Source organism: Stenotrophomonas sp. YJH_SMC_14-1, assembly GCF_059372275.1.
On sequence record NZ_JCAFVK010000011.1, the window covers coordinates 100044 to 122571 of the forward strand.

Annotated in this window: 24 protein-coding genes and 2 tRNA genes; 14 read left to right on the top strand and 12 right to left on the bottom strand. The window is 66.9% G+C overall.

Annotated elements, in window-relative coordinates; genetic code table 11:
- The first annotated feature begins 34 nt into the window (after positions 1-34).
- The 6 genes from yccS (at position 35) to AC5P9P_RS18845 (ending at position 6403) form a co-directional block, all read left to right on the top strand.
- Positions 35-2212, top strand: coding sequence for a YccS family putative transporter (gene yccS, locus AC5P9P_RS18820; RefSeq protein ID WP_033833572.1), 2178 nt, complete (start codon positions 35-37; stop codon positions 2210-2212).
- Positions 2213-2368: 156 nt separating this feature from the next.
- The gene (locus AC5P9P_RS18825; protein WP_024958118.1) at positions 2369-3163 is read left to right on the top strand and encodes an SDR family NAD(P)-dependent oxidoreductase; all 795 of its coding nucleotides are present in this window, start codon (positions 2369-2371) and stop codon (positions 3161-3163) included.
- A gap of 98 nt (positions 3164-3261) precedes the next feature.
- The gene (locus AC5P9P_RS18830) at positions 3262-5151 is read left to right on the top strand and encodes an MFS transporter (protein WP_012481432.1); all 1890 of its coding nucleotides are present in this window, start codon (positions 3262-3264) and stop codon (positions 5149-5151) included.
- 182 nt (positions 5152-5333) lie between these two features.
- Entirely contained in the window at positions 5334-5621 is a 288-nt protein-coding gene (locus AC5P9P_RS18835) for a CD225/dispanin family protein (protein WP_005411297.1), read from the top strand.
- Positions 5622-5655: 34 nt separating this feature from the next.
- Entirely contained in the window at positions 5656-5934 is a 279-nt protein-coding gene (locus AC5P9P_RS18840) for a CD225/dispanin family protein (protein WP_005411298.1), read from the top strand.
- Positions 5935-5977: 43 nt separating this feature from the next.
- A complete protein-coding gene (locus AC5P9P_RS18845; RefSeq protein WP_049403569.1) occupies positions 5978-6403 on the top strand; it encodes a DUF2752 domain-containing protein in 426 nt (141 codons plus the stop codon).
- A gap of 509 nt (positions 6404-6912) precedes the next feature.
- Here AC5P9P_RS18845 and ampE read toward each other — a convergent pair.
- The 5 genes from ampE to AC5P9P_RS18870 form a co-directional block, all read right to left on the bottom strand.
- On the bottom strand, positions 6913-7800 hold the full coding sequence (gene ampE / locus AC5P9P_RS18850; RefSeq protein ID WP_005414686.1) for a regulatory signaling modulator protein AmpE: 888 nt from the start codon (positions 7798-7800) through the stop codon (positions 6913-6915).
- Positions 7801-7934: 134 nt separating this feature from the next.
- Positions 7935-8840: an NAD(+) diphosphatase gene (gene nudC / locus AC5P9P_RS18855; RefSeq protein ID WP_049403567.1), complete on the bottom strand. Its 906-nt coding sequence runs from the start codon at positions 8838-8840 to the stop codon at positions 7935-7937.
- Positions 8841-8959: 119 nt separating this feature from the next.
- Positions 8960-9352, bottom strand: coding sequence for an iron-sulfur cluster insertion protein ErpA (gene erpA / locus AC5P9P_RS18860; protein ID WP_005411302.1), 393 nt, complete (start codon positions 9350-9352; stop codon positions 8960-8962).
- 31 nt (positions 9353-9383) lie between these two features.
- Positions 9384-9848, bottom strand: coding sequence for a bactofilin family protein (locus AC5P9P_RS18865; protein WP_024958552.1), 465 nt, complete (start codon positions 9846-9848; stop codon positions 9384-9386).
- Between the two features lie 4 nt (positions 9849-9852).
- Positions 9853-10596 (bottom strand): DUF6776 family protein, encoded by a 744-nt coding sequence (locus AC5P9P_RS18870; RefSeq protein ID WP_005411304.1) that lies wholly within the window; start codon positions 10594-10596, stop codon positions 9853-9855.
- A 179-nt stretch (positions 10597-10775) separates the two neighbouring features.
- Between AC5P9P_RS18870 and AC5P9P_RS18875 the strand changes: the two genes are divergently transcribed.
- The 3 genes from AC5P9P_RS18875 to AC5P9P_RS18885 are packed head-to-tail and all read left to right on the top strand — an operon-like array spanning position 10776 to position 15560.
- Entirely contained in the window at positions 10776-11393 is a 618-nt protein-coding gene (locus AC5P9P_RS18875; RefSeq protein WP_005411305.1) for a DUF4126 domain-containing protein, read from the top strand.
- A 44-nt stretch (positions 11394-11437) separates the two neighbouring features.
- Positions 11438-13324 carry an EAL domain-containing protein gene (locus AC5P9P_RS18880; protein ID WP_111188337.1) on the top strand — a complete coding sequence of 629 codons (1887 nt, stop codon included), beginning with the start codon at positions 11438-11440 and terminating at the stop codon, positions 13322-13324.
- A gap of 1 nt (position 13325) precedes the next feature.
- Positions 13326-15560 carry an ATP-binding protein gene (locus AC5P9P_RS18885; RefSeq protein ID WP_495227156.1) on the top strand — a complete coding sequence of 745 codons (2235 nt, stop codon included), beginning with the start codon at positions 13326-13328 and terminating at the stop codon, positions 15558-15560.
- A gap of 1 nt (position 15561) precedes the next feature.
- Here AC5P9P_RS18885 and bfr read toward each other — a convergent pair whose 3' ends face one another.
- From bfr to AC5P9P_RS18900, 3 genes are all read right to left on the bottom strand, one after another.
- On the bottom strand, positions 15562-16032 hold the full coding sequence (bfr, locus tag AC5P9P_RS18890) for a bacterioferritin (RefSeq protein ID WP_005414691.1): 471 nt from the start codon (positions 16030-16032) through the stop codon (positions 15562-15564).
- Between the two features lie 142 nt (positions 16033-16174).
- Positions 16175-16384, bottom strand: a complete 210-nt coding sequence (locus tag AC5P9P_RS18895; protein ID WP_005411309.1) for a (2Fe-2S)-binding protein — start codon at positions 16382-16384, stop codon at positions 16175-16177.
- Between the two features lie 108 nt (positions 16385-16492).
- The gene (locus tag AC5P9P_RS18900) at positions 16493-17113 is read right to left on the bottom strand and encodes an RNA pyrophosphohydrolase (protein WP_005411310.1); all 621 of its coding nucleotides are present in this window, start codon (positions 17111-17113) and stop codon (positions 16493-16495) included.
- Positions 17114-17234: 121 nt separating this feature from the next.
- On the opposite strand from AC5P9P_RS18900, the gene AC5P9P_RS18905 reads away from it, so the two are divergent.
- Both AC5P9P_RS18905 and AC5P9P_RS18910 read left to right on the top strand, forming a co-directional pair.
- Positions 17235-17311: transfer RNA gene (locus AC5P9P_RS18905), tRNA-Met, on the top strand.
- Between the two features lie 55 nt (positions 17312-17366).
- Positions 17367-17441 (top strand) — tRNA-Gln (locus AC5P9P_RS18910).
- Between the two features lie 322 nt (positions 17442-17763).
- Here AC5P9P_RS18910 and rpsI read toward each other — a convergent pair.
- Positions 17764-18156, bottom strand: a complete 393-nt coding sequence (gene rpsI, locus AC5P9P_RS18915) for a 30S ribosomal protein S9 (RefSeq protein ID WP_005411311.1) — start codon at positions 18154-18156, stop codon at positions 17764-17766.
- A 2-nt stretch (positions 18157-18158) separates the two neighbouring features.
- Positions 18159-18587 carry a 50S ribosomal protein L13 gene (gene rplM / locus AC5P9P_RS18920; RefSeq protein WP_005414692.1) on the bottom strand — a complete coding sequence of 143 codons (429 nt, stop codon included), beginning with the start codon at positions 18585-18587 and terminating at the stop codon, positions 18159-18161.
- Positions 18588-18785: 198 nt separating this feature from the next.
- Here rplM and coq7 point away from each other — a divergent pair, with 198 nt between their 5' ends.
- Positions 18786-19430 (top strand): 2-polyprenyl-3-methyl-6-methoxy-1,4-benzoquinone monooxygenase, encoded by a 645-nt coding sequence (coq7, locus tag AC5P9P_RS18925; protein WP_005411313.1) that lies wholly within the window; start codon positions 18786-18788, stop codon positions 19428-19430.
- Between the two features lie 82 nt (positions 19431-19512).
- Here the strand turns inward: coq7 and AC5P9P_RS18930 are convergent, their stop codons facing one another.
- Complete coding sequence (locus AC5P9P_RS18930; protein ID WP_005411314.1) at positions 19513-19833, bottom strand: DMT family transporter; 321 nt, start codon at positions 19831-19833, stop codon at positions 19513-19515.
- A gap of 168 nt (positions 19834-20001) precedes the next feature.
- Positions 20002-20796 carry an adenosylmethionine decarboxylase gene (gene speD, locus AC5P9P_RS18935; protein ID WP_005411315.1) on the bottom strand — a complete coding sequence of 265 codons (795 nt, stop codon included), beginning with the start codon at positions 20794-20796 and terminating at the stop codon, positions 20002-20004.
- A gap of 149 nt (positions 20797-20945) precedes the next feature.
- On the opposite strand from speD, the gene crp reads away from it, so the two are divergent.
- Positions 20946-21635 (top strand): cAMP-activated global transcriptional regulator CRP, encoded by a 690-nt coding sequence (gene crp, locus AC5P9P_RS18940; RefSeq protein ID WP_012481435.1) that lies wholly within the window; start codon positions 20946-20948, stop codon positions 21633-21635.
- A 62-nt stretch (positions 21636-21697) separates the two neighbouring features.
- The gene (locus AC5P9P_RS18945; protein ID WP_005411317.1) at positions 21698-22459 is read left to right on the top strand and encodes a sulfite exporter TauE/SafE family protein; all 762 of its coding nucleotides are present in this window, start codon (positions 21698-21700) and stop codon (positions 22457-22459) included.
- Positions 22460-22528: the final 69 nt, after the last annotated feature.

The window sequence follows — 22528 nt, forward strand, 5'->3', positions numbered from 1 at the left end:
CAATAATGGTGGGAGATCCTTCCGCCGAGCCTGCATGCCCGCCCGCCAATCCCGCCTCAGCCGCCTGTGGGCCCACGAGAAGGCCAGTTACGGCCTGCGCGTGTTCATCGCCCTGACCGCAGCGCTTGCCGTGTGCTGGCAGCTGGATGCGCTGACCGCCCTGCCCGGCGTTTTCCTCGGCATCATCGCCAGCGCCATCGCCGAGACCGACGACAACTGGTGGGGCCGGACCAAGGCGGTGGCGCTGTCGCTGCTGTGTTTCTGCATCGCTGCGGCGTCGGTGATCTGGCTGTTCCCCTGGCCGTGGATCTTCATCGGCGCGCTGGCACTGTCCACCTTCTGCCTGACCCTGCTGGGCGCGCTCGGCGAGCGCTACGCATCCATCGCCCAGGCCACGGTAACGCTGGCGATCTACACGATGATCGGGCTGGAGCAGCACGGTGCCAGCGACCTGCATACCGCGCTGCAAGCGGTCAGCCACCTGCTGGCGGGCGCCGTCTGGTACGGACTGCTGTCGATCCTGTGGACCGCACTGTTCGCCAACCGACCGGTGCGCGAGCGCGTGGCGCGGCTTTACATCGAGCTGGGCCGCTACCTGCAGCTGAAGGCCGCCCTGTTCGAACCGGTACGTGAGGCCGACCTGCAACGCCGCCAGCTCGACCTGGCCGAGCAGAACCGGCGCGTGGTCGGCGCGTTGAACGAGGCCAAGACCGCGATTCTCGCCCGCTTCGGCCGTTCCGGGCGGCCCGGCGTGAACTCCGGCCTGTACCTGCGCCTGTACTACATGGCACAGGACTTCCACGAGCGCGCCAGTTCCTCGCACTACCCGTACGGCGCCCTGGTCGATGCATTCTTCCACAGCGACGTGCTGTACCGCTGCCAGCGCCTGCTCGATCTTCAAGGCCAGGCCTGCGCGCGCCTGGGCGAGGCGATCCGCCTGCGCCGCCCGTTCGTATATGGCGAAAACAACCAGCAGGCCGGGCGCGACCTGGCCGATGCGCTGGCCTACCTGCGCGACCAGCAGCGCCCGCAGTGGCAGCGACTGCTGGGTTCGCTGGACCTGCTGGTGCACAACCTGCGCAGCATCGAACGCCGCCTGCTGGACGCCGAACGCTCCGAGGCCAGTCTCGACAATGTCGATACGCGCCTGCGCGACAGCAACCCGCATACCCTGCGCGAGATGGGCGTGCGCGTGCGCCAGCAGCTCACGCCCGGCTCGGTCCTGTTCCGCCACGGCCTGCGCATGGCATTGGCGCTGATCGCCGGTTTCGCCGCGATCCGTCTGTTCAATGCGCAGAACGGCTCGTGGGTGCTGCTGACCATCGTGTTCGTGTGCCGGCCCAACTTCGGCGCCACCCGCCAACGCCTGGCGCAGCGCATCGTCGGCACCGTGGCCGGCCTCGTGCTCACCTGGGCGCTGCTGCAGCTGTTCCCGCAGCTGCACGTGCAGCTGCTGATCGCGCTGCTGTCGGCGCTGCTGTTCTTCTTCACCCGCACCGACCGCTATCTGGTGGCCTCGGCGGCGATCACGGTGATGGCCCTGACCTGCTTCAACCTGATCGGGGATGGCTTCGTGCTGATCGTGCCGCGCATGGTCGATACGCTGCTGGGCTGCGCGATCGCCGCTGCTGCCGCGTTCCTGATCCTGCCCGACTGGCAGGGCCGTCAGCTGCACCTTGTGCTGGCGCGGGTGCTGGAGACCGCCGCGCGCTACCTGGATTCGGTGCTGGGCCAGTACCGCAGCGGCATGCGCGATGACCTGGCCTATCGCATCGCCCGCCGCGACATGCACAACGCCGACGCCGCGCTGTCCACCGCGCTGTCGAACATGCTGCGCGAACCCGGTCATGTGCGCCGCAACCTGGATGCCGGCTTCCACTTCCTGGCGCTCTCCAACACGCTGCTTGGGCACTTGTCGGCGCTGGGTGCACACCGCGACCAGGTGGACAGCTACGCCGGCGATCCGCTGGCCTTGGCCGCCGGTGACCGCGTGCGGAAAGCGCTGCAGCAGCTGGCCTCGGCCCTGACGGCACGGCGGCCGGTCAGCGAGGATGACAACGACGCCGACCGCGCGGTGGCGGCCGAACTGGAGCAGATCGACGAGGCGATGCCGGCGAAGCTGCAGTTGATCCGCACCCAGATGGCGCTGGTGCTGCGGATGCTGCCGAAGGTGCGGGCGGCGGCCAATGAGGCGGTGCGCACGCTCACCTGAAGGCCGGCGCCGGGCATGGCCTGGCGCGACCCGCAGTCCATCCACGCATGGCGTGGATCTACTGCACCGTGTGCAACCGTGTGTTGCGCCTGGCGCTGCATCCCGATCACGGTCCTGCGCGGATACTGGATGATCCCCTGCTCCTGGACTCCCCCCATGAAGATCGAACTCGCCGGCCGCACCGCGCTCGTTACCGCTTCCACCGCCGGCATCGGCCTGGCGATCGCCCAGGGTCTTGCCGCGGCGGGTGCGCGGGTCATTCTCAACGGCCGCAGCACCGACAGTGTCGAACGCGCCCGCCAGCGCCTGCTCGCCACCGTTCCGGGTGCCGAGGTGATCGGCGTCGCCGCCGACCTTTCCGATGCAGCCGGTGTCGATGTGCTGCTGGCCGGCCTGCCCAAGGTCGACATCCTGGTCAACAACGCCGGCATCTTCGGCCCCGAGGACTTCTTCGAGACCGAAGACGCCACCTGGGAGCGCTACTGGCAGACCAACGTGATGTCCGGCGTGCGCCTGTCGCGGGCACTGCTGCCGGCGATGGTCGACGCCGGCTGGGGCCGCGTGCTGTTCATCTCCTCCGAATCGGCACGCAACATTCCCGCCGACATGATCCATTACGGTGTCAGCAAGACCGCGCAGCTGTCGCTGTCGCGCGGCCTGGCCAAGCGCGTGGCCGGCAGTGGCGTCACTGTCAACGCGGTGCTGCCCGGCCCGACCCTGTCCGACGGTTTCGCGGCGATGTTCGAAGATGAACGCCAGCGCAGCGGCAAGCCGCTGGAGCAGATCGGCCGCGAGTTCGTGATGGCACACCGGCCGTCTTCGGTGATCCAGCGCACCGCCACGGTCGAGGAAGTAGCCAACATGGTGGTGTACCTGGCCTCGCCGCAGGCTTCCGCCACCTCCGGTGCAGCACTGCGCGTGGATGGCGGCGTGGTCGACGATATCGTCTGAGACCATCGACAGGTGTGCGGACCAACGGTCCGCACCCACAGGTCCGCACCCACAGCGGATAGGCAGGAATGCTAGGCTGCGCCGGTCAAGGAGGTTCCATGTCCGGTCACAACCAGTTCGCCCTGCTGCGCCAGCGCCGTTTCCTGCCGTTCTTCGTCGTCCAGGCGCTGGGGGCATTCAACGACAACGTGTACCGGCAGGCGATCATCAGCATGTTGCTGTTCATGGCCGTGCCGGAGGAAGAACTGGGGCTGTACGCTACGCTGGCACCGGCCATCTTCATCCTGCCGTACTTCCTGTTCTCGGCACTGGCCGGGCAGATCGCCGACAAACTGGAAAAATCGCGACTGATCGTGATCACCACCACCATGGAGATCGTGATCATGTCGCTGGCGGCCACCGGCTTCCTCACCCAGAGCCTGCCGGTGCTGCTGGTCGCCTTGTTCTGCACCGGCATGCAGTCAACCCTGTTCGGCCCGGTGAAGTACTCGGTGCTGCCCTCGGTGCTCAAGCCCGAAGAGCTGACCGGCGGCAACGGCCTGGTCGAGATGGGCACCTCGATGTCGATCCTGTCCGGCATGATCGTCGGCGGCCTGGTGTTCACCGTGGCCGGCAGCCATGGCACGGTGGTGGCCGCGTGCGCGATCATCGCGCTGGCGATCTGCGGCAACATCGCCGCCCGCCTGATTCCCAAGGTCGATGCCGGCGACCCGGACCTGAAGATCAACTGGAACCCGCTGCCGGAATCACTGGCGGTGCTGCGCATGGCGCGCCAGCAGAAGGCGGTGCGCAATTCAATCCTGGGCGTGTCCTGGTTCTGGTTCGTTGGCACCGTGCTGACCTCGCAGCTGCCGGCCTATGCGGTGACCAACCTCGGCGGCGAACCGACCCTGTACATCTTTGCGCTGGCCCTGTTCTCGGTCGGCACCGGCGTCGGCTCGCTGCTGTGCGAAAAGCTGTCGGCACGCACGGTGGAAATCGGCCTGGTGCCGTTGGGCGCGTTCGGCATGACCGCGTTCCTGCTCGACCTGTACTTCGCGCGCAGCGGCGAGGCGACGGTGCACGGGTTGACCATCGGCACCTTCCTGCAGCAGCCCGGCAGCATCCGCATCGTCATCGACCTGATCGGCATCGGCCTGTTCACCGGTATCTTCGTGGTGCCATTGTTCGCGCTGATCCAGAGCCGCACGCCGAAGGCGCAGATGTCGCGCGTGTTCGCGGCGCTGAACATCCAGAATTCCGGCTTCATCGTCGGCGCAGCCCTGTTGTCACTGGCCGCGCACAAGCTGCTGCACTGGACCATCCCGCAGCAGTTCCTGGCGCTGGCCATCGCCAACGCGCTGGTGGCGATCTACATCTTCACCATCGTCCCCGAATTCCTGATGCGCTTCCTCAGCTGGCTGATGGTGCGCACCCTGTACCGGCTGCGCCCGCACGGCATCGAAGCCAACGTGCCCGACGAAGGCGCCGCGCTGCTGGTCTGCAACCATGTCAGCTACATGGACGCACTGATCCTGTCGGCGACGATTCCGCGTCCGGTGCGCTTCGTCATGTACTACAGGATCTTCAACATCCCGGTGATGCGCTGGATCTTCCGTACCGCCAAGGCGATCCCGATCGCCGGTGCGCGCGAAGACCCGGCGCTGATGCAACGCGCGTTCGATGACATCGACGCCGCGTTGGCCGAAGGCGAGCTGGTCTGCATCTTCCCGGAAGGCGCACTGACCAAGGATGGTGCAATCGCCCCGTTCAAGTCCGGCGTCGAGAAGATCCTCGAACGGCGGCCGGTGCCGGTGGTGCCGATGGCCCTGCGCGGCATGTGGTCGAGCATGTGGAGCCGGCGCGACAGCCGCCTCGGCCGCATGCGGGTGCCACGCCGTTTCCGAGCCACCGTCGAGGTAGTGGCGGCACCGTCCATGGACGGCCACACCACCAACGCCCAGGCGCTGGAAGCCCAGGTGCGGGCCCTGCGCGGCGATCACGCCTGACAGAATCGGACTGACAGGCAGGCCCGGCAACCTCCCCCGCATACGCCACCGTCCAGTGGCGAACACGACATGTCGTGCGTGTAAACGCATACATGCAACGCCGGTTGCGGTAGATTACGCACCCACAGGGGGGAGGTTCGGCCGATTCACCAAGGCCGGCCACCAAGGAATGGAGTCTCGCTTTGAATCAACCACCACCGCTCAGCCGTCCGGTCTACATCCCCAACCATCTGGTCTGGGCGATCCTGACGACGCTGTTCTGCTGCCTGCCGTTGGGCGTGGTGTCGATCGTCTATGCCTCCCAGGTCGATGGCCGCCGCGCGGCTGGCGATCTGCCGGGGGCCTACAGCGCGTCGCGCAAGGCGGGCTGGTGGGCGGTGGCTTCGGCCGTGGCCCTGCCGGTCCTGTTGCTGTTGTGGCTCGGGCTGTTCGGCGGCTTGGCCGTACTGGGCGCTCTTTCCGACCAATGATTCACCACCACCACCCATCAAGGAGCTTGAACCCATGAATACCGCTACTCCGCAGGTCCCGAACAACCTGGTCTGGGCCATCCTGACCACCCTGTTCTGCTGCCTGCCGGCCGGCATCGTGTCGATCGTCTACGCCGCACAGGTCAACGGCAAGCTGGCCGCTGGCGACATCGCCGGCGCCCAGGACTCCGCCGCCAAGGCCAAGAAGTGGGCCATCTGGTCGGCCATTGCCTGGGCCGTGCTGGTCGTGCTGTACGTGCTGTTCTTCGTCGTGCTCGGCGGCATGGGCGCGATGAGCAACAGCGGCTACTGATACGCCTGGACGGATCCGGCGCCTGCGCCGGATCCGTTGTTGCATGTCCGCGCTTCCCGCTCGTTCCCGACTCGCCCGCTGGGCGCCGCTGCTGGCTTCCGCCGGCCTGGCCGTGGGTGCCACGGTGGTGCTGCGCAACGTCAATCCGTATGTCGCCGGCAATCCACTGCCGAGCTGCCCGCTGTACGCCCTGACCGGCCTGTACTGCCCGGGCTGTGGCAGCACGCGCTGCCTGTACTCCATGGTCCACTTCGACCTGCCCGGCGCGATGGCGATGAACCCGCTGCTGGTCATCAGCCTGCCGTTCCTGTTGCTGATGCTGCTGAACATCGCCGGCATCCGCCCACGCGTGCTCGACCCGCTGATGCGGTTGCTGGCCAATCCTGTGTTCTGGCTCTGGGTGCTGCCCGGGTATGCGCTGCTGCGCAACCTGCCGTGGGCACCGTTCACTGCACTGGCACCGATCTAGGTTTCCAGCCAACGGCGCAGCCCCTCGTGGTGGGCGGCGTTTGTAGGTCATGGGATAGGCCGGGCGGGTGGACTGCGCAGGGGTCGCTGCGAGTACGTCCATGTAAGCTCGGTCGCCGCATCCATGCGGCTCACGCCCCTGCGCAGCCCACCCGCCCGGCCACGGACAGTTTCCGTGTGCGTCCACCACGGAAAAGAAAAAGAAGATCAAAAGCGAAAGCGGACCGCTTCGCTCCGCATCCACGCATGGCGTGGATCTACCGTGTCGACCAAGGTCGACACCCACCGGCAGTCGCAGTTGACCCACCGTCACCGGGAAACTGTCGGGGGTGGGGCGGTGTGGGGCCGCAGGACCGTTGGCGCCATGGATGGCGCCATCGAGCCCCCAGGGACGGGTTTACGGCGTGTCCTGCAGCCCCACACCGCCCCGCCCAACCCTCAGCAACCCAGAGCCGCTTTGGCTTTGGCGTTTACCTCTGCAGGTGCAGGGCTGCAAGCCCTGCAAAGCAACTACGTCACCCAGCCTGCAATCACCAGCAGGGCGAGGATCGCCAGCCACAGCAGCAGCATCCGCCACACCAGGCTCATCGCATCACGCAGGTCCGGCAACCGCTGCCACACCGGCAACAGCCCCGCCTCGGTGTAGTCGTGCGCGTCCTCGCGCAGTTCGGCGTTGACGCTGGCCCGCGCCACCGCACCCAGGAACCCGGTGTTGCCGGTCAGGCGCTCGCCATGGGCCTGGCGCCACGCCTTCCACGCCGTATCGAAGTTGCCCACCAGCGCCATCGAGAACGCCATCAGCTGTGCCACCGGCCACTCGATCCAGCCCAGCAGCCGCTGCGCCAGCGCCAGCGGCTCGACCGGCACGCGGGCACGCATCGGGCTTTCCGCCATCAGCGCCAGCAGCCGGTAACCGAGCGCGCCAGCCGGGCCCAGCAACAGGAACCAGAACAGCACCGCGAACCAGCGCCGCAGTGCGTTGAGCACCGTCGCCTCGACCAGCGACGGAATGTCCTCGCGCAGGCTGCCGCCGGCCGACTGCAGGTTGCGCACTGCAGCCTGCCGCGTCGCCGCATCATCGGCATCGATGATGGCCTCGATATCGCGGTCCAGGTCACGCGGGCCCCAGCACCAGGCCAGCACCGCCACGCCCAGCAGCAGCGACGGCAGGCCGAACAGCACCCCGCGCAACAGCCACGCCAGCAGCGCCATCAGCAACAGCGGCGGCAGCAGGGCCAAGGCAACGCCGGCCGGTCCCTGCCAGGCCTTGCCACCACGCGCATCCAGCCAGCCCAGCCAACGCCGGAAACCGTCGAAACGGCGCAGCGAGGCAGCAGCGGCCGGAGCAACATGGCCCAGGGCCAGTGCCACCAGCACGGCGGCCAGAGTGGTGAACATGGCAGGTCTCCCTACGAAACAGAACGCTCGGCGCCGCTACCTTACCTGTCGCAGCAGCGCCCTCAGCGGTGAACCGGACTGTAACCCGTGCCGTGTTCAGGTGGCGGCAATGCAATCACCCCAGCCGGCCCGCCTCAGCCCTTCTGCTGCCGGTACCAATGCTCGATCAGGCCGCGCGAAATCGAGATCGGCGGCGACAGGCGGATGCCCTGGCCATCGTCCTCCACATCGCGCGCCAGCGCTGCGCCGACCTCGTCGGCACTGAACCAGCGCGCGTCTTCCAGCTCACCGTCCACGGTCGGCAGGTCATCCTGCGCCTGTGCGCGAAAGCCAACCATCAGCGCACCCGGGAATGGCCAGGGCTGCGAACCGAGGTACTGGCAGGCCGTCACCCGCACTTTGCTCTCCTCGTGGACTTCGCGCACCACGGTCTGCTCGAAGGTCTCGCCCGGTTCGACGAAGCCGGCCAGCACCGAGTAGCGACGTGGCGCCCAGTTTGACTGGCGGCCGAGCAGCAGGCGGCCCTGGTTTTCAACCGCCACGATCACAGCGGGGTCGACACGCGGATAGTGCTCGGTGGAACACTGCGCGCAACGCCCCACGAAGCCGCCACGGGCAAACGCTACGGTACCACCACATACCCCGCAGAAACGGGTGCGCGAGTGCCAGTAGGACATGCCACGTGCGTAGCTGAAAGCGGTCGCATCAGCCACCGACCACAGCAGGGCGGCCTGGCGCAGGTCGAGGCGACGTGGTGCGCTGACGGTGACGCTGGCGGCTTCAACCGAGAACCACGCTTGTTCCCCGCGCAGGCCGAGGAAGATCGCGGAGCCGGGACCGCCGCCGATGTCGGCGCCGGTCAGCGCCAGCGGCTGGTCGTCATCGCCGGTGAAGGCGCTGCCGTCCTGATCGAGCACCAGAATGTGCGCGCCCGGCCACAGGCGCGCCAGTGCATCGGCATCTTCGCGCAGGGCATCGGCGCGCTCCAGCGGTTCGCCCACGAAGGCGAAACCGGAAAGCGGCGAAGGAGTATTGGGCATCCTGCAAGCGTGCCGCCAATCGATGCGGGTGGCAAGCCGCGGGCTTTGCCGAAGCCGTCTGTGGGTGTGGAGCTTGCTCCACACACCTTGTCGCGCGGGACGCAGGCCCCGCGCCCCGCCTACATGCTGAAACTGCTGCCGCAGCCGCAGGTGGTCTTTGCGTTCGGGTTGCGGATCACGAACTGTGCACCGGTCAGGCTCTCGGTGTAGTCCACCTCGGCGCCCATCAGGTACTGCAGGCTCAACGGGTCGACCAGCAGGGTCACCCCGCTGGTCTGTACCGCCAGATCGTCCTCGGCACGGTTCTCGTCGAACTCGAACCCGTACTGGAAGCCCGAACAGCCACCACCTTCGATGTACACGCGCAGGGCCAGGTCGGGGTTGCCCTCTTCCTGGATCAGGGATTTGACCTTGGCGGCCGCCGACTCGGTGAAGTTCAGCGGGCGCTCCAGCGACTGGTAATCGGGCGCGGCGGCCGGGGTGGCGCCGGGCAGGGAGACTAGCGTGCTCATGGTGTCAGCATGGGGGTGCCGACGATGGCTTTCAAGCCATCGCCTCGGCCAGCTTGCGGCGCGCGGCGGTGTCACCCTTGCCGCCATTGGCCTCATCAGCTTCCGGGGCCGGCAGGGCGGCCATCGGGGCGCTGGCATGGATCAGGCGGCCGTTCAGCTGGGCGCCCGCATTCATCTCCACCACCTGGTAATGGACGTTGCCGTTGACCCGCGCGCTCGGGGTCAGTTCGACTTTCTCGCTGGCGTGCACGTCGCCGTCCAGGCGGCCACTGATGACCACCACCTGGGCACGGATCTCGCCCTCGATCACGCCATGCTCGGCGACCGTCAGGGTCGCGCCACTGGCGCCTTCGGCGGCGATCACCTTGCCATGGATGCGGCCTTCCACGTACAGGCCACCACTGAATTCCACATCACCGCGGATCACCACCTGGTTGCCGATCAGGGCATCCACCACCAGCTGGCCTTCACGGTTGGATTTGCTGCTTCCGAACATCTGCCTACTCCCCTTTGCTGGCCGGCGCACCGGCCTGTTTCCAGTCGAATACCTGGGTGGTACCCCCCGTACCACTCCCCAATGTCACCCGCACGCGTTGCGGGGTGAAGTCAGCCGGCAGCATCACGCTGCCGGTGAGCTGCTGGAAGTACCGGAACGAGTAATCCTGTCCCGGTACCTTGCTGCGCTGGTGCAGATCATCCCAGCTGATCGTGGCCAGCTTGCCGTTCTTGACGCCTTCCACGGTGAAGCGCATCTGCCCCTGGCTGATGGCGCCGCGGTTGAGGTTCTGGGTCAGCACCGCGGTGTACTGCCAGGTGCCGGCCGCTTCCGGGCTGAACTCGATCGAATGGGTGTTCAGGCCCTTGCGCTGGCTGGTCGAACCCACCAGGCGCTCATAGAAGGCAACGTCGGCACGCAGGCCGGCGATTTCCTCATCGCGCTCGGCCAGCGAGGACTGCACCTCGGTATTGGCGGCGCGGCTGATGCGGTCGGAGGCTTCCAGCGTGGCCTGCTTCTGGCGCAGTTCGGTCAGCTGCGCCTGCAGCGTCTCGGCACGCTTCTCGGCGGCCTGCAGGCGCTGGCCCTGCGCATCGCGCGGGGTGGCCATCCAGCAGCCGCCGAGCACCGCCAGCACCAGGCTGAGCAGCCAGATGCCGCCGATCACCAGCAGGCGGCGGCGGTCGGCCGGCGGTTGCGGCGCGCCGGGCAGGCGGACCTGCACGCGCATGGGAGGACGGTTGGTCATGGGTGGATTCCGGGGCATCGCGAGGGCGACACCGGTACGGCCCCTGTGGCAAACGACGGGCTAGTGTATGACAGGACGGGTGGGTTTCCTGCGCAGTGGCGAGCCACGGTCTGTGGCGTTCAGGCATGCCATCGTCGATAGTGTGGTCCCCTGCACAGTTCCGTCGCCGGAGCATCGCCATGACCGAAGCCCACCTGTTCGTGATCGGCATCCTGCTGGCCTGGCTGGCCGGCATCCGCGTCTACCTCACCGTGTTCGGTGTCGGCCTGGCCGGCCTGCTCGGCTGGGTCGACCTGCCACCGGCCCTGCAGGCCACTGAATCGTGGTGGGTGCTGGGCACTTCGGCGGCGCTGGCGGTGACCGAATTCTTCGCCGACAAGATTCCCGGCGTCGACTCGGCGTGGGATCTGGTGCAGACCCTGGCACGTGTACCCGCAGGTGCCTTCCTTGCCGCAGCCACGCTGTCGCCGGATGGGCAGCTGGGCACCGGCGCACTTGCTGCCGGTGCAGGTGTCGCGCTGGCCAGCCACGGCCTGAAGGCAGGCACCCGCGCCCTGCTCAATACCTCGCCCGAGCCTGCCAGCAACTGGGTGGCCTCCGCCGCCGAGGACACCGTGGTGGTCGGTGGCCTGGCCCTGGCCCTGGCACACCCGTGGATCGCGCTGATCGTGGTGCTGGCCTGCAGCCTGGCGGGCGCGCTGCTGGTGTGGCTGGTCTGGCGCACCTTGTGGAAGGGCGTGCGCTGGCTGGCACGCAGTGCGTCGCCCGACAGTCCACGCCAGCCCGGCACCGGTTGATCGCCGGGCTTGTCGCATAATGGACGCGAACACCAGGAGCACCGATGGCCGCAAACGAATCCCCCGCGGGCGCCCGCCCGGGACGCGCTGAAACCCCTCCGGCCGATCATTGGCAACGCTGGACCGCTGAACCGGCGAGCGCCGTCGCCGCAGCGCCGGCAGCGGTTCCGCCGCTGGCCGCCTCCGACGCACCCGCATCGATCGGCAGCGCACCGCCGCCGCTGCCCGGCCCATCCCTGCTGGCCGAGGCCGGCGGCAATGACCCGGCACCGCTGCACTCCGATTCGCCCTACCGCGTGCTGATCGTCGAGGATGATCGCGCCCAGGCACTGTTCGCACAGAGCGTGCTGCATGGCGCCGGCATGCAGGCGATCGTGCACAGCGATGCCGACGGTGCGCTGCAGGCGATCAAGGAACATCGCCCTGACCTGATCCTGATGGACCTGCACCTGCCCGGCCTGGACGGCATGCGCCTGACCGCGCTGATCCGCCAGCAGCCCGGCCTGCAGCTGCTGCCCATCGTGTTCCTCAGCGGCGACCCGGACCCGGAACGCCAGTTCGAGGTGCTCGACAGTGGCGCCGACGACTACCTGAGCAAGCCGATCCGCCCGCGCCACCTGATCGCCGCCGTGGCCAACCGCATCCGCCGCGCGCGGGCGCAGGCCGCAACCCTGCCCGGCGTATCCGGCACCCCGGCCACCAGCAATCCGGAAACCGGGCTGCCGACGCGGCATCACGTGCTGCAGCAGCTCAACGCCGCGCTCGCCCACCGCGACCAGGGCGGCGTGCTGTTCGTCGAGATATCCAGCGCGCTGGGCCTGCGCGAGCGCTATGGCTATGCCGCCTTCGAGCGCCTGATGGTGCAGGCCGGGCAACGCCTGGCAGAAGCCGGCCACCCGCACCTGCTGGCGCGCCTGAACGACAACAGCTTCCTGCTGCTTGCGCGCAATGCCAGCGAGGACAGCCTGGAAGGCATTGCCGCTGCGCTGCGCGAGCAGTTGTCGGCGCGGGCCTTCGTGATCCGCGATGACGAATCGGTGCATCTGCGGGGCGTGGTCGGCTATGCACCGCTGTCGCCGGGCTTCGACGATGCCAACAGCGCGCTGGAGGCAGTCGAGCGCACCACCCTGCAGGCACGGTTGCTCAGCGCCGGCGTGGCCGGCCACGTGCACCGCGACGTGACCAGCGAGCAGGAACACCTGGCACTGCTGGAAGGCCAGCTTGAGCTGGCCTACCAGCCGATCGTCGCCGTCGCCGGCGGCAACACCGCGCAGTACCAGCTGCTGCTGCGCCTTCGCCAGGCCGACGGTACGCTGCTGGCGGCAGGCCAGGTGATTCCGGCCGCAGAGGCTGCCGGGCGCATCGCCGATCTCGACCAGCAGGTGATGGACCATGCACTGGGCCTTCTCGACCTTTACCGGCACGCGACGCAACCACTGAACCTGTTCGTTTCGCAGTCGCTGCGCACCCTGCAACGCGATGCGTTCGCGGATTGGCTGCTGGAATCGCTGCAGCAGCGCGACCTGCCCGGCAGCGCGCTGGTGATCGACGTCCGCCTGCCCGACGCGCTGATCCATACCGTGCCGCTACAGCAGTTCTGCCAGCGCATGGCCGGCGCCGGCGTGCGCTTCTGCCTGAGCCAGTTCGAACCCGGGGGCGAAGCCGATGCGCTGCTGACCCAGCTGCCGTTGTCGTTCGTGCGCATGGCCGCGCGCTTCTCCAGCAGTCATTCCAATCCGGCCACGCGCGAAGAGCTGCGCCGGGCAATCGAGCGGGCTCACTCCGCCGGGCAGCAGATCATCGGCCAGCAGATCGAAGATCCGCAGGCCGCCGCCGCGATGTGGGTGGGCGGTGTCGACTACATCCAGGGCAACATGGTGCAGTCGGCCGGCAGCGATCTGAACTTCGACTTCCACAACGCGGTGCTCTGACGTGCCGATGTGGGTCGCGCTGCTGGTTGCCCTTGCTGCGACCTCCATCAGCGCGCTGCTGTTGGGCCTGCGGCTGCGCGCGCGCAACCGGGCACTGGCCCAGCTGCAGCGCGAGCGCAGCCTGCTGGCCGCCGAACGTGACCAGCTGCGCCGCACCACCGAACGACAGGGGCAGCTGGAACAGCAGCTGCTGCAGGCCAAGCAGGCCGCCGAGGCGGCGGTGCTGGCCAAGGGTGAGTTCCTGGCCACGATGAGCCACGAGATCCGTACGCCGCTCAACGGCATCCTGCCGATGCTGGAGCTGATCGCACGCGGCCCGCTGGGCGAGGACCAGCGGCAGATGCTGGCCACCGCCTCGGCCAGCTCGCAGCAGCTGCTGCGCATCGTCGACGACATCCTCGACTACTCGCGGCTGGAAGCACAGGCGCTGGAACTGGAGATCACCAGCTTCAACCTGCGCGACCTGCTCGATGGCGTGGTGCAGCTGATGCAGCGCGCCGCCGACGCCAAGGGCCTGTCGCTGGGGCTGCAGCTGGACCCGTCAGTGCGCCTGCCGGTGCGTGGCGACCCGGTACGCCTGCGCCAGGTGTTGAGCAACCTGCTGGCCAACGCGATCAAGTTCACCGCGCGCGGCCAGGTACAGCTGCGCGTGCAGCGCCTGGGCGAAGGTCCCGCACAGCACCAGCTGCGCTTCGAGATCATCGACACCGGCATCGGCATCGACGAGGCACTGCAGGCGCGCCTGTTCCAGTCCTTCAGCCAGGCCGATGCCTCAACGACCCGCATCTACGGTGGCACCGGCCTGGGCCTGGCGATCTGCAAGCGCATCATCGACCTGATGCACGGGCGCATCGGCGTGCAGTCCACGCCCGGCCAGGGCGCCACGTTCTGGTTCGAGATCCCGTTGTTGAAGGTGCCCGGCGACCTGCCGGCCATGGCGCGCACGCCAGACGCGCTGCTGCTGTTCAGTGGCGATGCCATCCTGCAGGCACGCATCGAGCGCATCGCGGCCCATCATGGACTGCTGGTGCACGCCCTGGCGCAGTTCGATGCCGTGGTCGAGCGCCTGCGCGCGGTGCCGAGGCCGGGGCAACCGGCACCGGCGTGGCTGCTGGTCGATGCACGTGCGCGCCGCATCGGTGAAGCGACGCTGCAACAGGCGTTGGCCGAACGTGGCGAAGACGACGGGCTGCAGGTGCTGTGGCTGCAGGACGATGCCCTTCCTCCACGCCCACGCCAGAGGCAGCTACCCTCGCATTTCGAAGACGCTGGGCTGCATGCACTGCTGGCTGCACCGGTTGCGCATGCGCGCCCTGCCGCGCTGCTGGCCAACGCCGGACAGGGCCAGCCCACGCCCACGCTGCCACCGCTGCACCTGCGCGTGCTGCTGGTGGAGGACAACACGGTCAACCGCATGGTGGCCGAGCAGCTGCTGCGCGTGTTCCAGTGCGAAGTGCGCAACGCCGCCGATGGCGAGCAGGCGTTGCTTGCCCTGCGCGAAGGCGACGTGGATGTGGTGCTGATGGATTGCCAGATGCCGGTGCTGGACGGCTATGCCGCCACCCGCCGCTGGCGCGCCGAGGAAGTGGAAAACGGGCGCCCGCGCCTGCCGATCATCGCGATGACCGCCAATGCCATGGCCGGTGACCGCGAGCGCTGCCTGCAGGCCGGCATGGACGACTATCTGTCCAAGCCGATTGCACGCGACACCCTGCATGCGCTGCTGCAGCGCTGGGGCGGCGGCAAAGCCGCATCACCTGCACGGCCTTCGATAGAGCCGAGCCATGCCCGGCTGACGGCCGATAGCCGTCGCGCTCCATCAGCCGAGCATGGCTCGGCTCTGCAGGACGATGACAGCCGAGTCGGCTCCAAGCCGCAGCCGGTGCTGGACCGCGACGTGCTGGACGAACTGCATGCAGTGATCGGGGAGAGCGCCATCCAGATCGTCTCGGTGTTCCTGGAGGATGCGCCGGCAATGGTGCAGCAGCTGCAGCAGGCCGCGCAGAACGGCGACGAGCCTCGCCTGCAGGCCGTCGCGCACAGCCTCAAGTCATCCAGCGCGAACGTGGGCGCACTGTCGCTGTCGTCAGTCGCGCAGCGCATCGAGCACGAAGCCCGCAGCGGCAGCCTGCAGCGCCCCGCAGTAGCGGTGGCGCTGCTGGTTGCGGAATTCGCCCGAGCACGCGTGGCACTGACGGGCTACCTGGCACAGCATCGCGCCGGCCAGGCCGGCTGACTCACTCTTCCAGCTTGCTCAGCAGGTACTTCGGTTCGCCGATGCGCTCGATCAGGTCGAGCTGGGTTTCCAGCCAGTCGATGTGCTCTTCTTCCGAATCGAGGATCTTCACGAACAGCTGGCGGCTGACGTAGTCGCCGACCGAATCGGCATACGCCACGGCCTCGCGCAGGGTGACCACGCCATCGCGTTCCAGCGACAGGTCGCACTGCAGGATCTCGGTCGGGTTCTCACCAATGCGCAGCTTGCCCAGCGCCTGGAAGTTCGGCAGGCCTTCGAGGAACAGGATGCGGTCGGCGAGCATGTCGGCATGCTTCATCTCGTCGATCGATTCCTTGTACTCGTGTTCGGCCAGTTCCTTGATGCCCCAGTTCTTCAGCATCTTGGCATGCAGGAAGTACTGGTTGATCGCGGTCAGCTCGTTGTAGAGGACCTTGTTGAGGAATTCGATGACCTTGGTGTCGCCCTTCATGGGGATGCTCCTGCACGCTGAAAACGCAGGCACTTTAACGCCTTGCCTGCGGTCGTGAAGGAACGCGAATCGTGCGCATTGGCCTGTGCGGCCGCACGTGAAGAGTGCGAAAGCGCGCCGTCAACGCGCCGCCAAGAGACGATCAGGCGACCTGGGCCAGACCCAATACCGGCAGCGGCAGATCGTGGGTGGCACGCGCCTTGGCCAGCAGATCGCCGGCCATGTCCAGGCAGGAACCGCAGGTAGCGCCACAGCCGGTACGCATGGTCAGTTCGGCCACCGTACTGACGCCATGGCTGGCGGCTTCGCGGATCTGGTGGTCGGTGACTCCGTTGCAGATGCAGACGTACACAGGCGTGAACCGGGCTGGCAGGCCAGAAGCGGCCTGTTGGCTATTCCAATGGAAACGAGAATGGTTGTCAATCAGAGACCTGAACCATTCTCGATACCGTTCAGCCCGTCAGCTGGCCGGGCCATCGCCCGTGGCCTTCTTCGGCCAGTAGCCGCGGGTCCGAGGGCGCTTGCGTGGGCGGTCGTGCCCGGCGGTATGGCCAGGCATCCAGGCTTCGGCGGCGCTCTTGGGCATGGCGGTAACCCCCTGCCCGGCCACCCCGCGGGCCAGCGGCGCCAGATGTCGCAACGCACGCGCATAGACGCCACGCTTGAACATCACCACATGCTCCACCGGGTACCAGAAGTCCACCCAGCGCCAGTGGTCGAACTCGGGCGAGTCGGTGTGGTCCAGCTTCACGTGGGATTCGTCGCCGGTCAGGCGTAGCAGGAACCAGACCTGCTTCTGGCCGATGCAGACCTGCCGCTCATTGCGGCGGATGGCCCGCGCCGGCAGCTTGTAGCGCAGCCAGCCGGGCGTCGCCCCGAGCACTTCCACATGCTCGGGCAGCAGGCCGGTCTCTTCCTGCAGTTCACGATACATGGCCTCGACAGGCGTCTCGTCGGTGTTCATGCCACCCTGCGGGAACTGCCAGCCGTCCCGGCGCACGCGTCGTGCCCAGAACACCTGGCCGTCCTGCCGCATCAGCACGATGCCGACGTTCGGTCGATAGCCGTCCGGATCGATCACGATGCGGACTCCTAAGAAAATCTACTGGCCGGGACTATCCCATGCCCTCTGTCGGCCCACAAGCACGACACAAAAGTGTTGACAGGGGCGGTACACATCCGCAGAATAGCGGGCTCACCAAGGCTATGTAGCTCAGCCGGTTAGAGCACAGCACTCATAATGCTGGGGTCGGTGGTTCGAGTCCACCCATAGCCACCACACTGAAAATCAAGTTGTTTTTCAGCGTGAAAAGTGAGAAAATAGTTGCACGTTTTGCCCCGTCGCCAAGCGGTAAGGCACCTGACTCTGACTCAGGCATTCGGTGGTTCGAATCCATCCGGGGCAGCCAAATTAAAAACAAAAGGCCAGATCGAAAGATCTGGCCTTTTGCTTTTCATCTGGTCGCGCATTCCACCTTGTCCCCGCGCCTGTCGGCACACCCCCTTGAACAACAAGGGGGCTCTTCTCCAGAAAGAACCCTGGGGTCGGATCCTTTTCCGCAGGGAAAGGCCCTGACCCCACCCTCCCGACACGCGAGACCACGGGTAGTGCCGGCCGCTGGCCGGCAACCAGGAAATCCATGACCCCGGAACGACAAAAGCCCGGCCGAAGCCGGGCTTTTGCTTTTCCATCCAGCGGGCTCCCGAAGGAGCCCAACCAGGCGCGGTAAATCAGCGCTTGGAGAACTGGGTGGCGCGGCGGGCCTTGTGCAGACCGACCTTCTTACGCTCGACTTCACGGGCGTCACGGGTCATGAAGCCAGCCTTGCGCAGCTCGGACTTCAGGGTTTCGTCGTACTCGACCAGAGCACGGGCGATGCCCAGACGGATCGCACCGGCCTGGCCGGTGGTGCCGCCGCCAGCGGCGGTGACCAGGATGTCGAAGCTTTCGGTGTTCTTGGTCAGCTCGAGCGGCTGGCGCACGATCATGCGCGCGGTCTCACGACCGAAGAACTCGTCCAGCGGACGGCCATTGACGGTGATGTTGCCCGAACCCTTGCGCAGGAACACGCGAGCGGTGGAGGACTTGCGGCGGCCAGTGCCGTAGTTTTGAGTGATAGCCATGATTAGATATCCAGAACCTGCGGCTGCTGTGCGGCGTGCGGATGCTCAGTGCCAGCGTAGACCTTGAGCTTGCGGTACATCTGGCGACCCAGCGGGCCCTTCGGCAGCATGCCCTTGACGGCGATCTCGATCACGCGCTCCGGGTGGCGCTCCAGCGCCTGGGCCAGGGACTCGGTCTTCAGGTTGCCGATGTAACCGGTGAAACGGTGATACATCTTGTCCTGCAGCTTCTTGCCGGTGACGGCAATCTTTTCTGCATTGATGACGACCAGGTAGTCGCCGGTATCAACGTGCGGGGTGTAGACCGGCTTGTGCTTGCCACGCAGACGGCGGGCCAGCTCGGTGGCGAGACGGCCCAGGGTCTTGCCCTCGGCGTCGACGAGGTACCAGTCGCGCTGGACGGTCTCGTTCTTGGCAGTGAAAGTGCTCATGAAGAACTCTAGGTTAGGTCGGGCTCATTGCGGCGAAAGGCTCGCCGGAACTCTGCCACGCGTTGTGAAAAGGTGAAGCGTAAGAGGCGGGATTGTACTCATCCTGCCGCGGGAGCGCAACCCGTCCCCTGGGCCGGGTTGGCAGGGGCGCGGGGCCGGGCGAGAATCGGGGGGTCTTCCGCTCCACCGCGTACTGCCATGACCGTGCTCCGCCAGACCACTCCGCTGGACCACCTGCTGACCGAGGCGCAGCGCGCCCTGGACACAGTGTTCGGCAATCCGCCGGCGGCCCGCCCCTACCCCGCCACGGACACCGGCGAGCCCGGCATGGACAGCGCCGAGCGGCGCCATGCCGCAGGCCTGATGCGGATCAACCACGTCGGCGAGGTCTGCGCGCAGGGCCTGTACTTCGGCCAGGCCGCCGTGGCGCGCGACCCGGCCACGCGGGAGCACCTGCTGGAAGCGGCGCAGGAAGAAACCGACCACCTGGCCTGGTGCGCCACCCGGCTGGCCGAACTGGACAGCCGTCCGAGCCTGTTCAACCCGCTCTGGTACGCCGGCAGCTACACCATCGGCACCCTGGCCGGGCTGCGCGGCGACGGCTGGAACCTGGGCTTCGTGGTCGAGACCGAGCGCCAGGTGGAGGCCCACCTGGACGAGCACCTGGTCGACCTGCCGGCCGGCGACCTGCGCAGCCGCGCGGTCATCGCGGTGATGAAGGAAGACGAGGCCCGCCATGCGGACCACGCCGAGCAGGCCGGCGCTCGCCGCCTGCCGTTCCCGATCCCGGGCGTGATGGCACTGGCCTCCAGGGTGATGAAGACCATCGCCTACCGCATTTGAAGGGTCGCCCGCACCAACGGTGCGGGCCTACCAGGAGGTGCGGGGGGCGACGGTGGGGCCCGACCGTTGGTCGGGCCATCAATCAGTTCGGCGAGACCAGCTTCAGCCCGATCACACCAGCCACGATCAGGCCCACGCAGGCCAGGCGGGCCGGCGATGCGCTGTCGTTGAACAGGTAGATGCCCAGCACCGCCACGCCCATGGCACCGATACCGGTCCAGATCGCGTAGGCCGTGCCGACCGGGATGCTCTTCATCGCCTGGCTCATCAGGTACAGGCTGATCAGCGCGGATACCACCGTGGCAGCGGTGGGCAGGGGTTTGCTGAAGCCTTCGGAGTACTTCATTCCGAGGGCGAAACCGATCTCGAACAGGCCGGCCAGCAGCAGGTAGATCCAGGGCATGGGTGGGGGCTCCTTACCTTTTTTGAAAAAAACGAAACGGCCCGGTGTTTTCACACCGGGCCGTGGGTCGGTACATCACCGTGGAACTGTAACGCGTGCGGGGCACTGGTTCCACGGGGCGGGTCGTCCCGCCTGGGTGGCGATGCCTGCGGGCATCGCACATGGGGCTTACTCGGACAGGTTGCGGCCGTGGAACAGCTCTTCGATCTCGCGCTTGAGCAGCGCCTCGATCTTCATGCGTTCCTTGAACGACAGGTTCTTGGCCTTTTCCTCGAACAGGTACTGGTCCAGGTCGAAGTCCTTCAGGTGCATCTTCGTGTGGAAGATGTTTTCCTGATAGACGTTGACGTCGAACATCTCGTAACGCGACTTGATGTTCTTGGCCAGGAAGTTCTGGATCGAGTTGATCTTGTGGTCGATGAAGTGCTTCTTGCCCTTCACATCGCGGGTGAAGCCACGGACGCGGTAGTCCATGATCACGATGTCCGACTCAAGGCTCTCGATCAGGTAGTTCAGGGCCTTCAGCGGGGAAATGACGCCACAGGTGGCCACGTCGATGTCCGCGCGGAACGTCGCGATACCTTCCTGCGGATGGGTTTCCGGGTAGGTGTGGACAGTGATGTGGCTCTTGTCCATGTGCGCGACCACGGCGTCGGAGATCAGCTCCTTGCCGGCCAGCTTCTTGTCGATCACCGGCTCTTCGGAGATCAGGATGGTCACCGAGGCACCCTGCGGGTCGTAGTCCTGGCGGGCCACGTTCAGGATGTTGGCGCCGATGATCTCGGCGACATCGGTCAAGATTTGAGTCAGCCTGTCGGCGTTGTACTCTTCATCGATGTATTCAATGTAACGCTGACGCTCCTCTTCGGTGCGCGCGTAACACACGTCATAGATGTTGAAGCTCAGCGCCTTGGTGAGGTTGTTGAAACCCTGCAGCCTCAGGCGAGGCAACGGCTTGACCACGGCGGTCGATTCCTGTGTAAGAAGGGAAAGGGGGAATTATGGGGCAAACTGCCCCCGGGGGGAACGTGAAGACGCAAGAGTTCTGGCACACTGTTTGCCCTTAACAATTGCGCTGGTTAAGCTCCGCTATCGACCCCGTGAATCCGTTCATGCGCAGAGGGAGCGCCCCTATCGTGTCAACCGTGCGCCTAGCTAGCAGTCCACTGGCCTTGGATATCGCCACCATCGATCGTTTCCTGGCGCACAGCCACCGGCGGCGATATCCCACCCGTACCGACGTCTTCCGACCCGGTGACCCGGCGGGAACCCTGTACTACGTTGTCAGCGGCTCGGTTTCAATCATGGCCGAGGAAGATGACGATCGAGAGCTTGTGCTGGGCTACTTCGGTGCCGGCGAGTTCGTTGGCGAAATGGGCCTGTTCGTCGAATCGGACCGCCGCGAGGTGATCCTGCGGACCCGTACCGCCTGCGAACTGGCCGAAATCAGCTACGAGCGCCTGCACCAGCTGTTCCTCGGCCCGCTGTCGGCCGACGCCCCGCGCCTGCTGTATGCGCTGGGCCAGCAGATTTCCAAGCGCCTGCTCGATACCAGCCGCAAGGCCAGTCGCCTGGCATTCCTGGATGTTACCGATCGGATCGTGCGCACACTGCACGATCTGGCGCAGGAACCAGAAGCGATGAGCCATCCGCAGGGCAGCCAGCTGCGCGTGTCACGCCAGGAACTGGCGCGCCTGGTCGGCTGCTCGCGCGAAATGGCCGGCCGCGTGCTGAAGAAGCTGCAGACCGACGGCCTGCTGCATGCCCGCGGCAAGACCGTGGTGCTGTACGGCACCCGTTGACCGTTGAGCACCCGGTGGGTGCGGACCTTGGTCCGCACTCCTTCGCGCGCTAGGCTCGTTGCATGGAACTGAGCAGCGAATTCTGGTGGTTCATCCTCATCGGCCTTGGCGCGCAGCTGGTTGACGGCGCACTGGGCATGGCCTTCGGCCTGGTGTCCTCGTCGGTGATGCTGAGCATGGGCCTGCCACCGGCGCAGGTCAGCGCCAGCATCCACACCGCTGAAGTGTTCACCACCGGCGCCTCGGGCGTGTCGCACCTCGCCGCCGGGAATGTCGATAAACGCCTGTTCCTGCGGCTGGCCCTGCCCGGTGCGGTGGGCGGCGCCCTGGGCGCGTACGTGCTCACCCAGATCCCCGGCGACATCATCCGCCCCCTCATCTACCTGTACCTGCTGGTGCTGGCGATCATCATCCTGGCGCGCGCCGCGGGGCGCTGGATGCCCAAGGGCGAGATCCGCCGGGTACCGGTGCTGGGCTTCTTCGCGGGCCTGCTGGACGCCAGCGGCGGTGGCGGCTGGGGGCCGATCGCCACGTCCACCCTGCTCGCCCGTGGCGGCCAGGCGCGCACCACCATCGGTACGGTCAACGCGGCCGAGTTCGTGGTCACGTTGACGGTGTCAGCGACCTTCCTGTTGTCGATGGGCGTGCAGCACCTGCAGATCGTCGCCGGCCTGCTGATCGGCGGCATGATGGCCGCGCCGGTGGCGGCGATCCTGGTCAAGCGGGTGAAGGAGCGCTGGGTGCTGGTGGCCGTGGGCGTGCTGGTGCTGGGGATCAGCCTGTTCCAGATCGGCCATGCGGTGTACGGGTACCTGGGGCATTGAGCGTTTGCCGGCCAGCGGCCGGCACTACCGGGACGGAGGAGGGTAGTGCCGGCCGCTGGCCGGCAGATC

Bases quoted from the DNA above. Each gene is read 5' to 3' on its own strand.
- crp (WP_012481435.1), top strand. From the start codon at position 20,946: ATGCGCAGAGGGAGCGCCCCTATCGTGTCAACCGTGCGCCTAGCTAGC.
- AC5P9P_RS18875 (WP_005411305.1), top strand. From the start codon at position 10,776: ATGACCGAAGCCCACCTGTTCGTGATCGGCATCCTGCTGGCCTGGCTG.
- rplM (WP_005414692.1), bottom strand. From the start codon at position 18,587: ATGAGCACTTTCACTGCCAAGAACGAGACCGTCCAGCGCGACTGGTAC.
- AC5P9P_RS18825 (WP_024958118.1), top strand. From the start codon at position 2,369: ATGAAGATCGAACTCGCCGGCCGCACCGCGCTCGTTACCGCTTCCACC.
- AC5P9P_RS18880 (WP_111188337.1), top strand. From the start codon at position 11,438: ATGGCCGCAAACGAATCCCCCGCGGGCGCCCGCCCGGGACGCGCTGAA.
- AC5P9P_RS18870 (WP_005411304.1), bottom strand. From the start codon at position 10,596: ATGACCAACCGTCCTCCCATGCGCGTGCAGGTCCGCCTGCCCGGCGCG.
- bfr (WP_005414691.1), bottom strand. From the start codon at position 16,032: ATGAAGGGCGACACCAAGGTCATCGAATTCCTCAACAAGGTCCTCTAC.
- nudC (WP_049403567.1), bottom strand. From the start codon at position 8,840: ATGCCCAATACTCCTTCGCCGCTTTCCGGTTTCGCCTTCGTGGGCGAA.
- coq7 (WP_005411313.1), top strand. From the start codon at position 18,786: ATGACCGTGCTCCGCCAGACCACTCCGCTGGACCACCTGCTGACCGAG.
- AC5P9P_RS18845 (WP_049403569.1), top strand. From the start codon at position 5,978: ATGTCCGCGCTTCCCGCTCGTTCCCGACTCGCCCGCTGGGCGCCGCTG.
- erpA (WP_005411302.1), bottom strand. From the start codon at position 9,352: ATGAGCACGCTAGTCTCCCTGCCCGGCGCCACCCCGGCCGCCGCGCCC.
- AC5P9P_RS18830 (WP_012481432.1), top strand. From the start codon at position 3,262: ATGTCCGGTCACAACCAGTTCGCCCTGCTGCGCCAGCGCCGTTTCCTG.
- AC5P9P_RS18930 (WP_005411314.1), bottom strand. From the start codon at position 19,833: ATGCCCTGGATCTACCTGCTGCTGGCCGGCCTGTTCGAGATCGGTTTC.
- ampE (WP_005414686.1), bottom strand. From the start codon at position 7,800: ATGTTCACCACTCTGGCCGCCGTGCTGGTGGCACTGGCCCTGGGCCAT.
- AC5P9P_RS18945 (WP_005411317.1), top strand. From the start codon at position 21,698: ATGGAACTGAGCAGCGAATTCTGGTGGTTCATCCTCATCGGCCTTGGC.
- AC5P9P_RS18865 (WP_024958552.1), bottom strand. From the start codon at position 9,848: ATGTTCGGAAGCAGCAAATCCAACCGTGAAGGCCAGCTGGTGGTGGAT.
- yccS (WP_033833572.1), top strand. From the start codon at position 35: ATGCCCGCCCGCCAATCCCGCCTCAGCCGCCTGTGGGCCCACGAGAAG.
- AC5P9P_RS18840 (WP_005411298.1), top strand. From the start codon at position 5,656: ATGAATACCGCTACTCCGCAGGTCCCGAACAACCTGGTCTGGGCCATC.
- rpsI (WP_005411311.1), bottom strand. From the start codon at position 18,156: ATGGCTATCACTCAAAACTACGGCACTGGCCGCCGCAAGTCCTCCACC.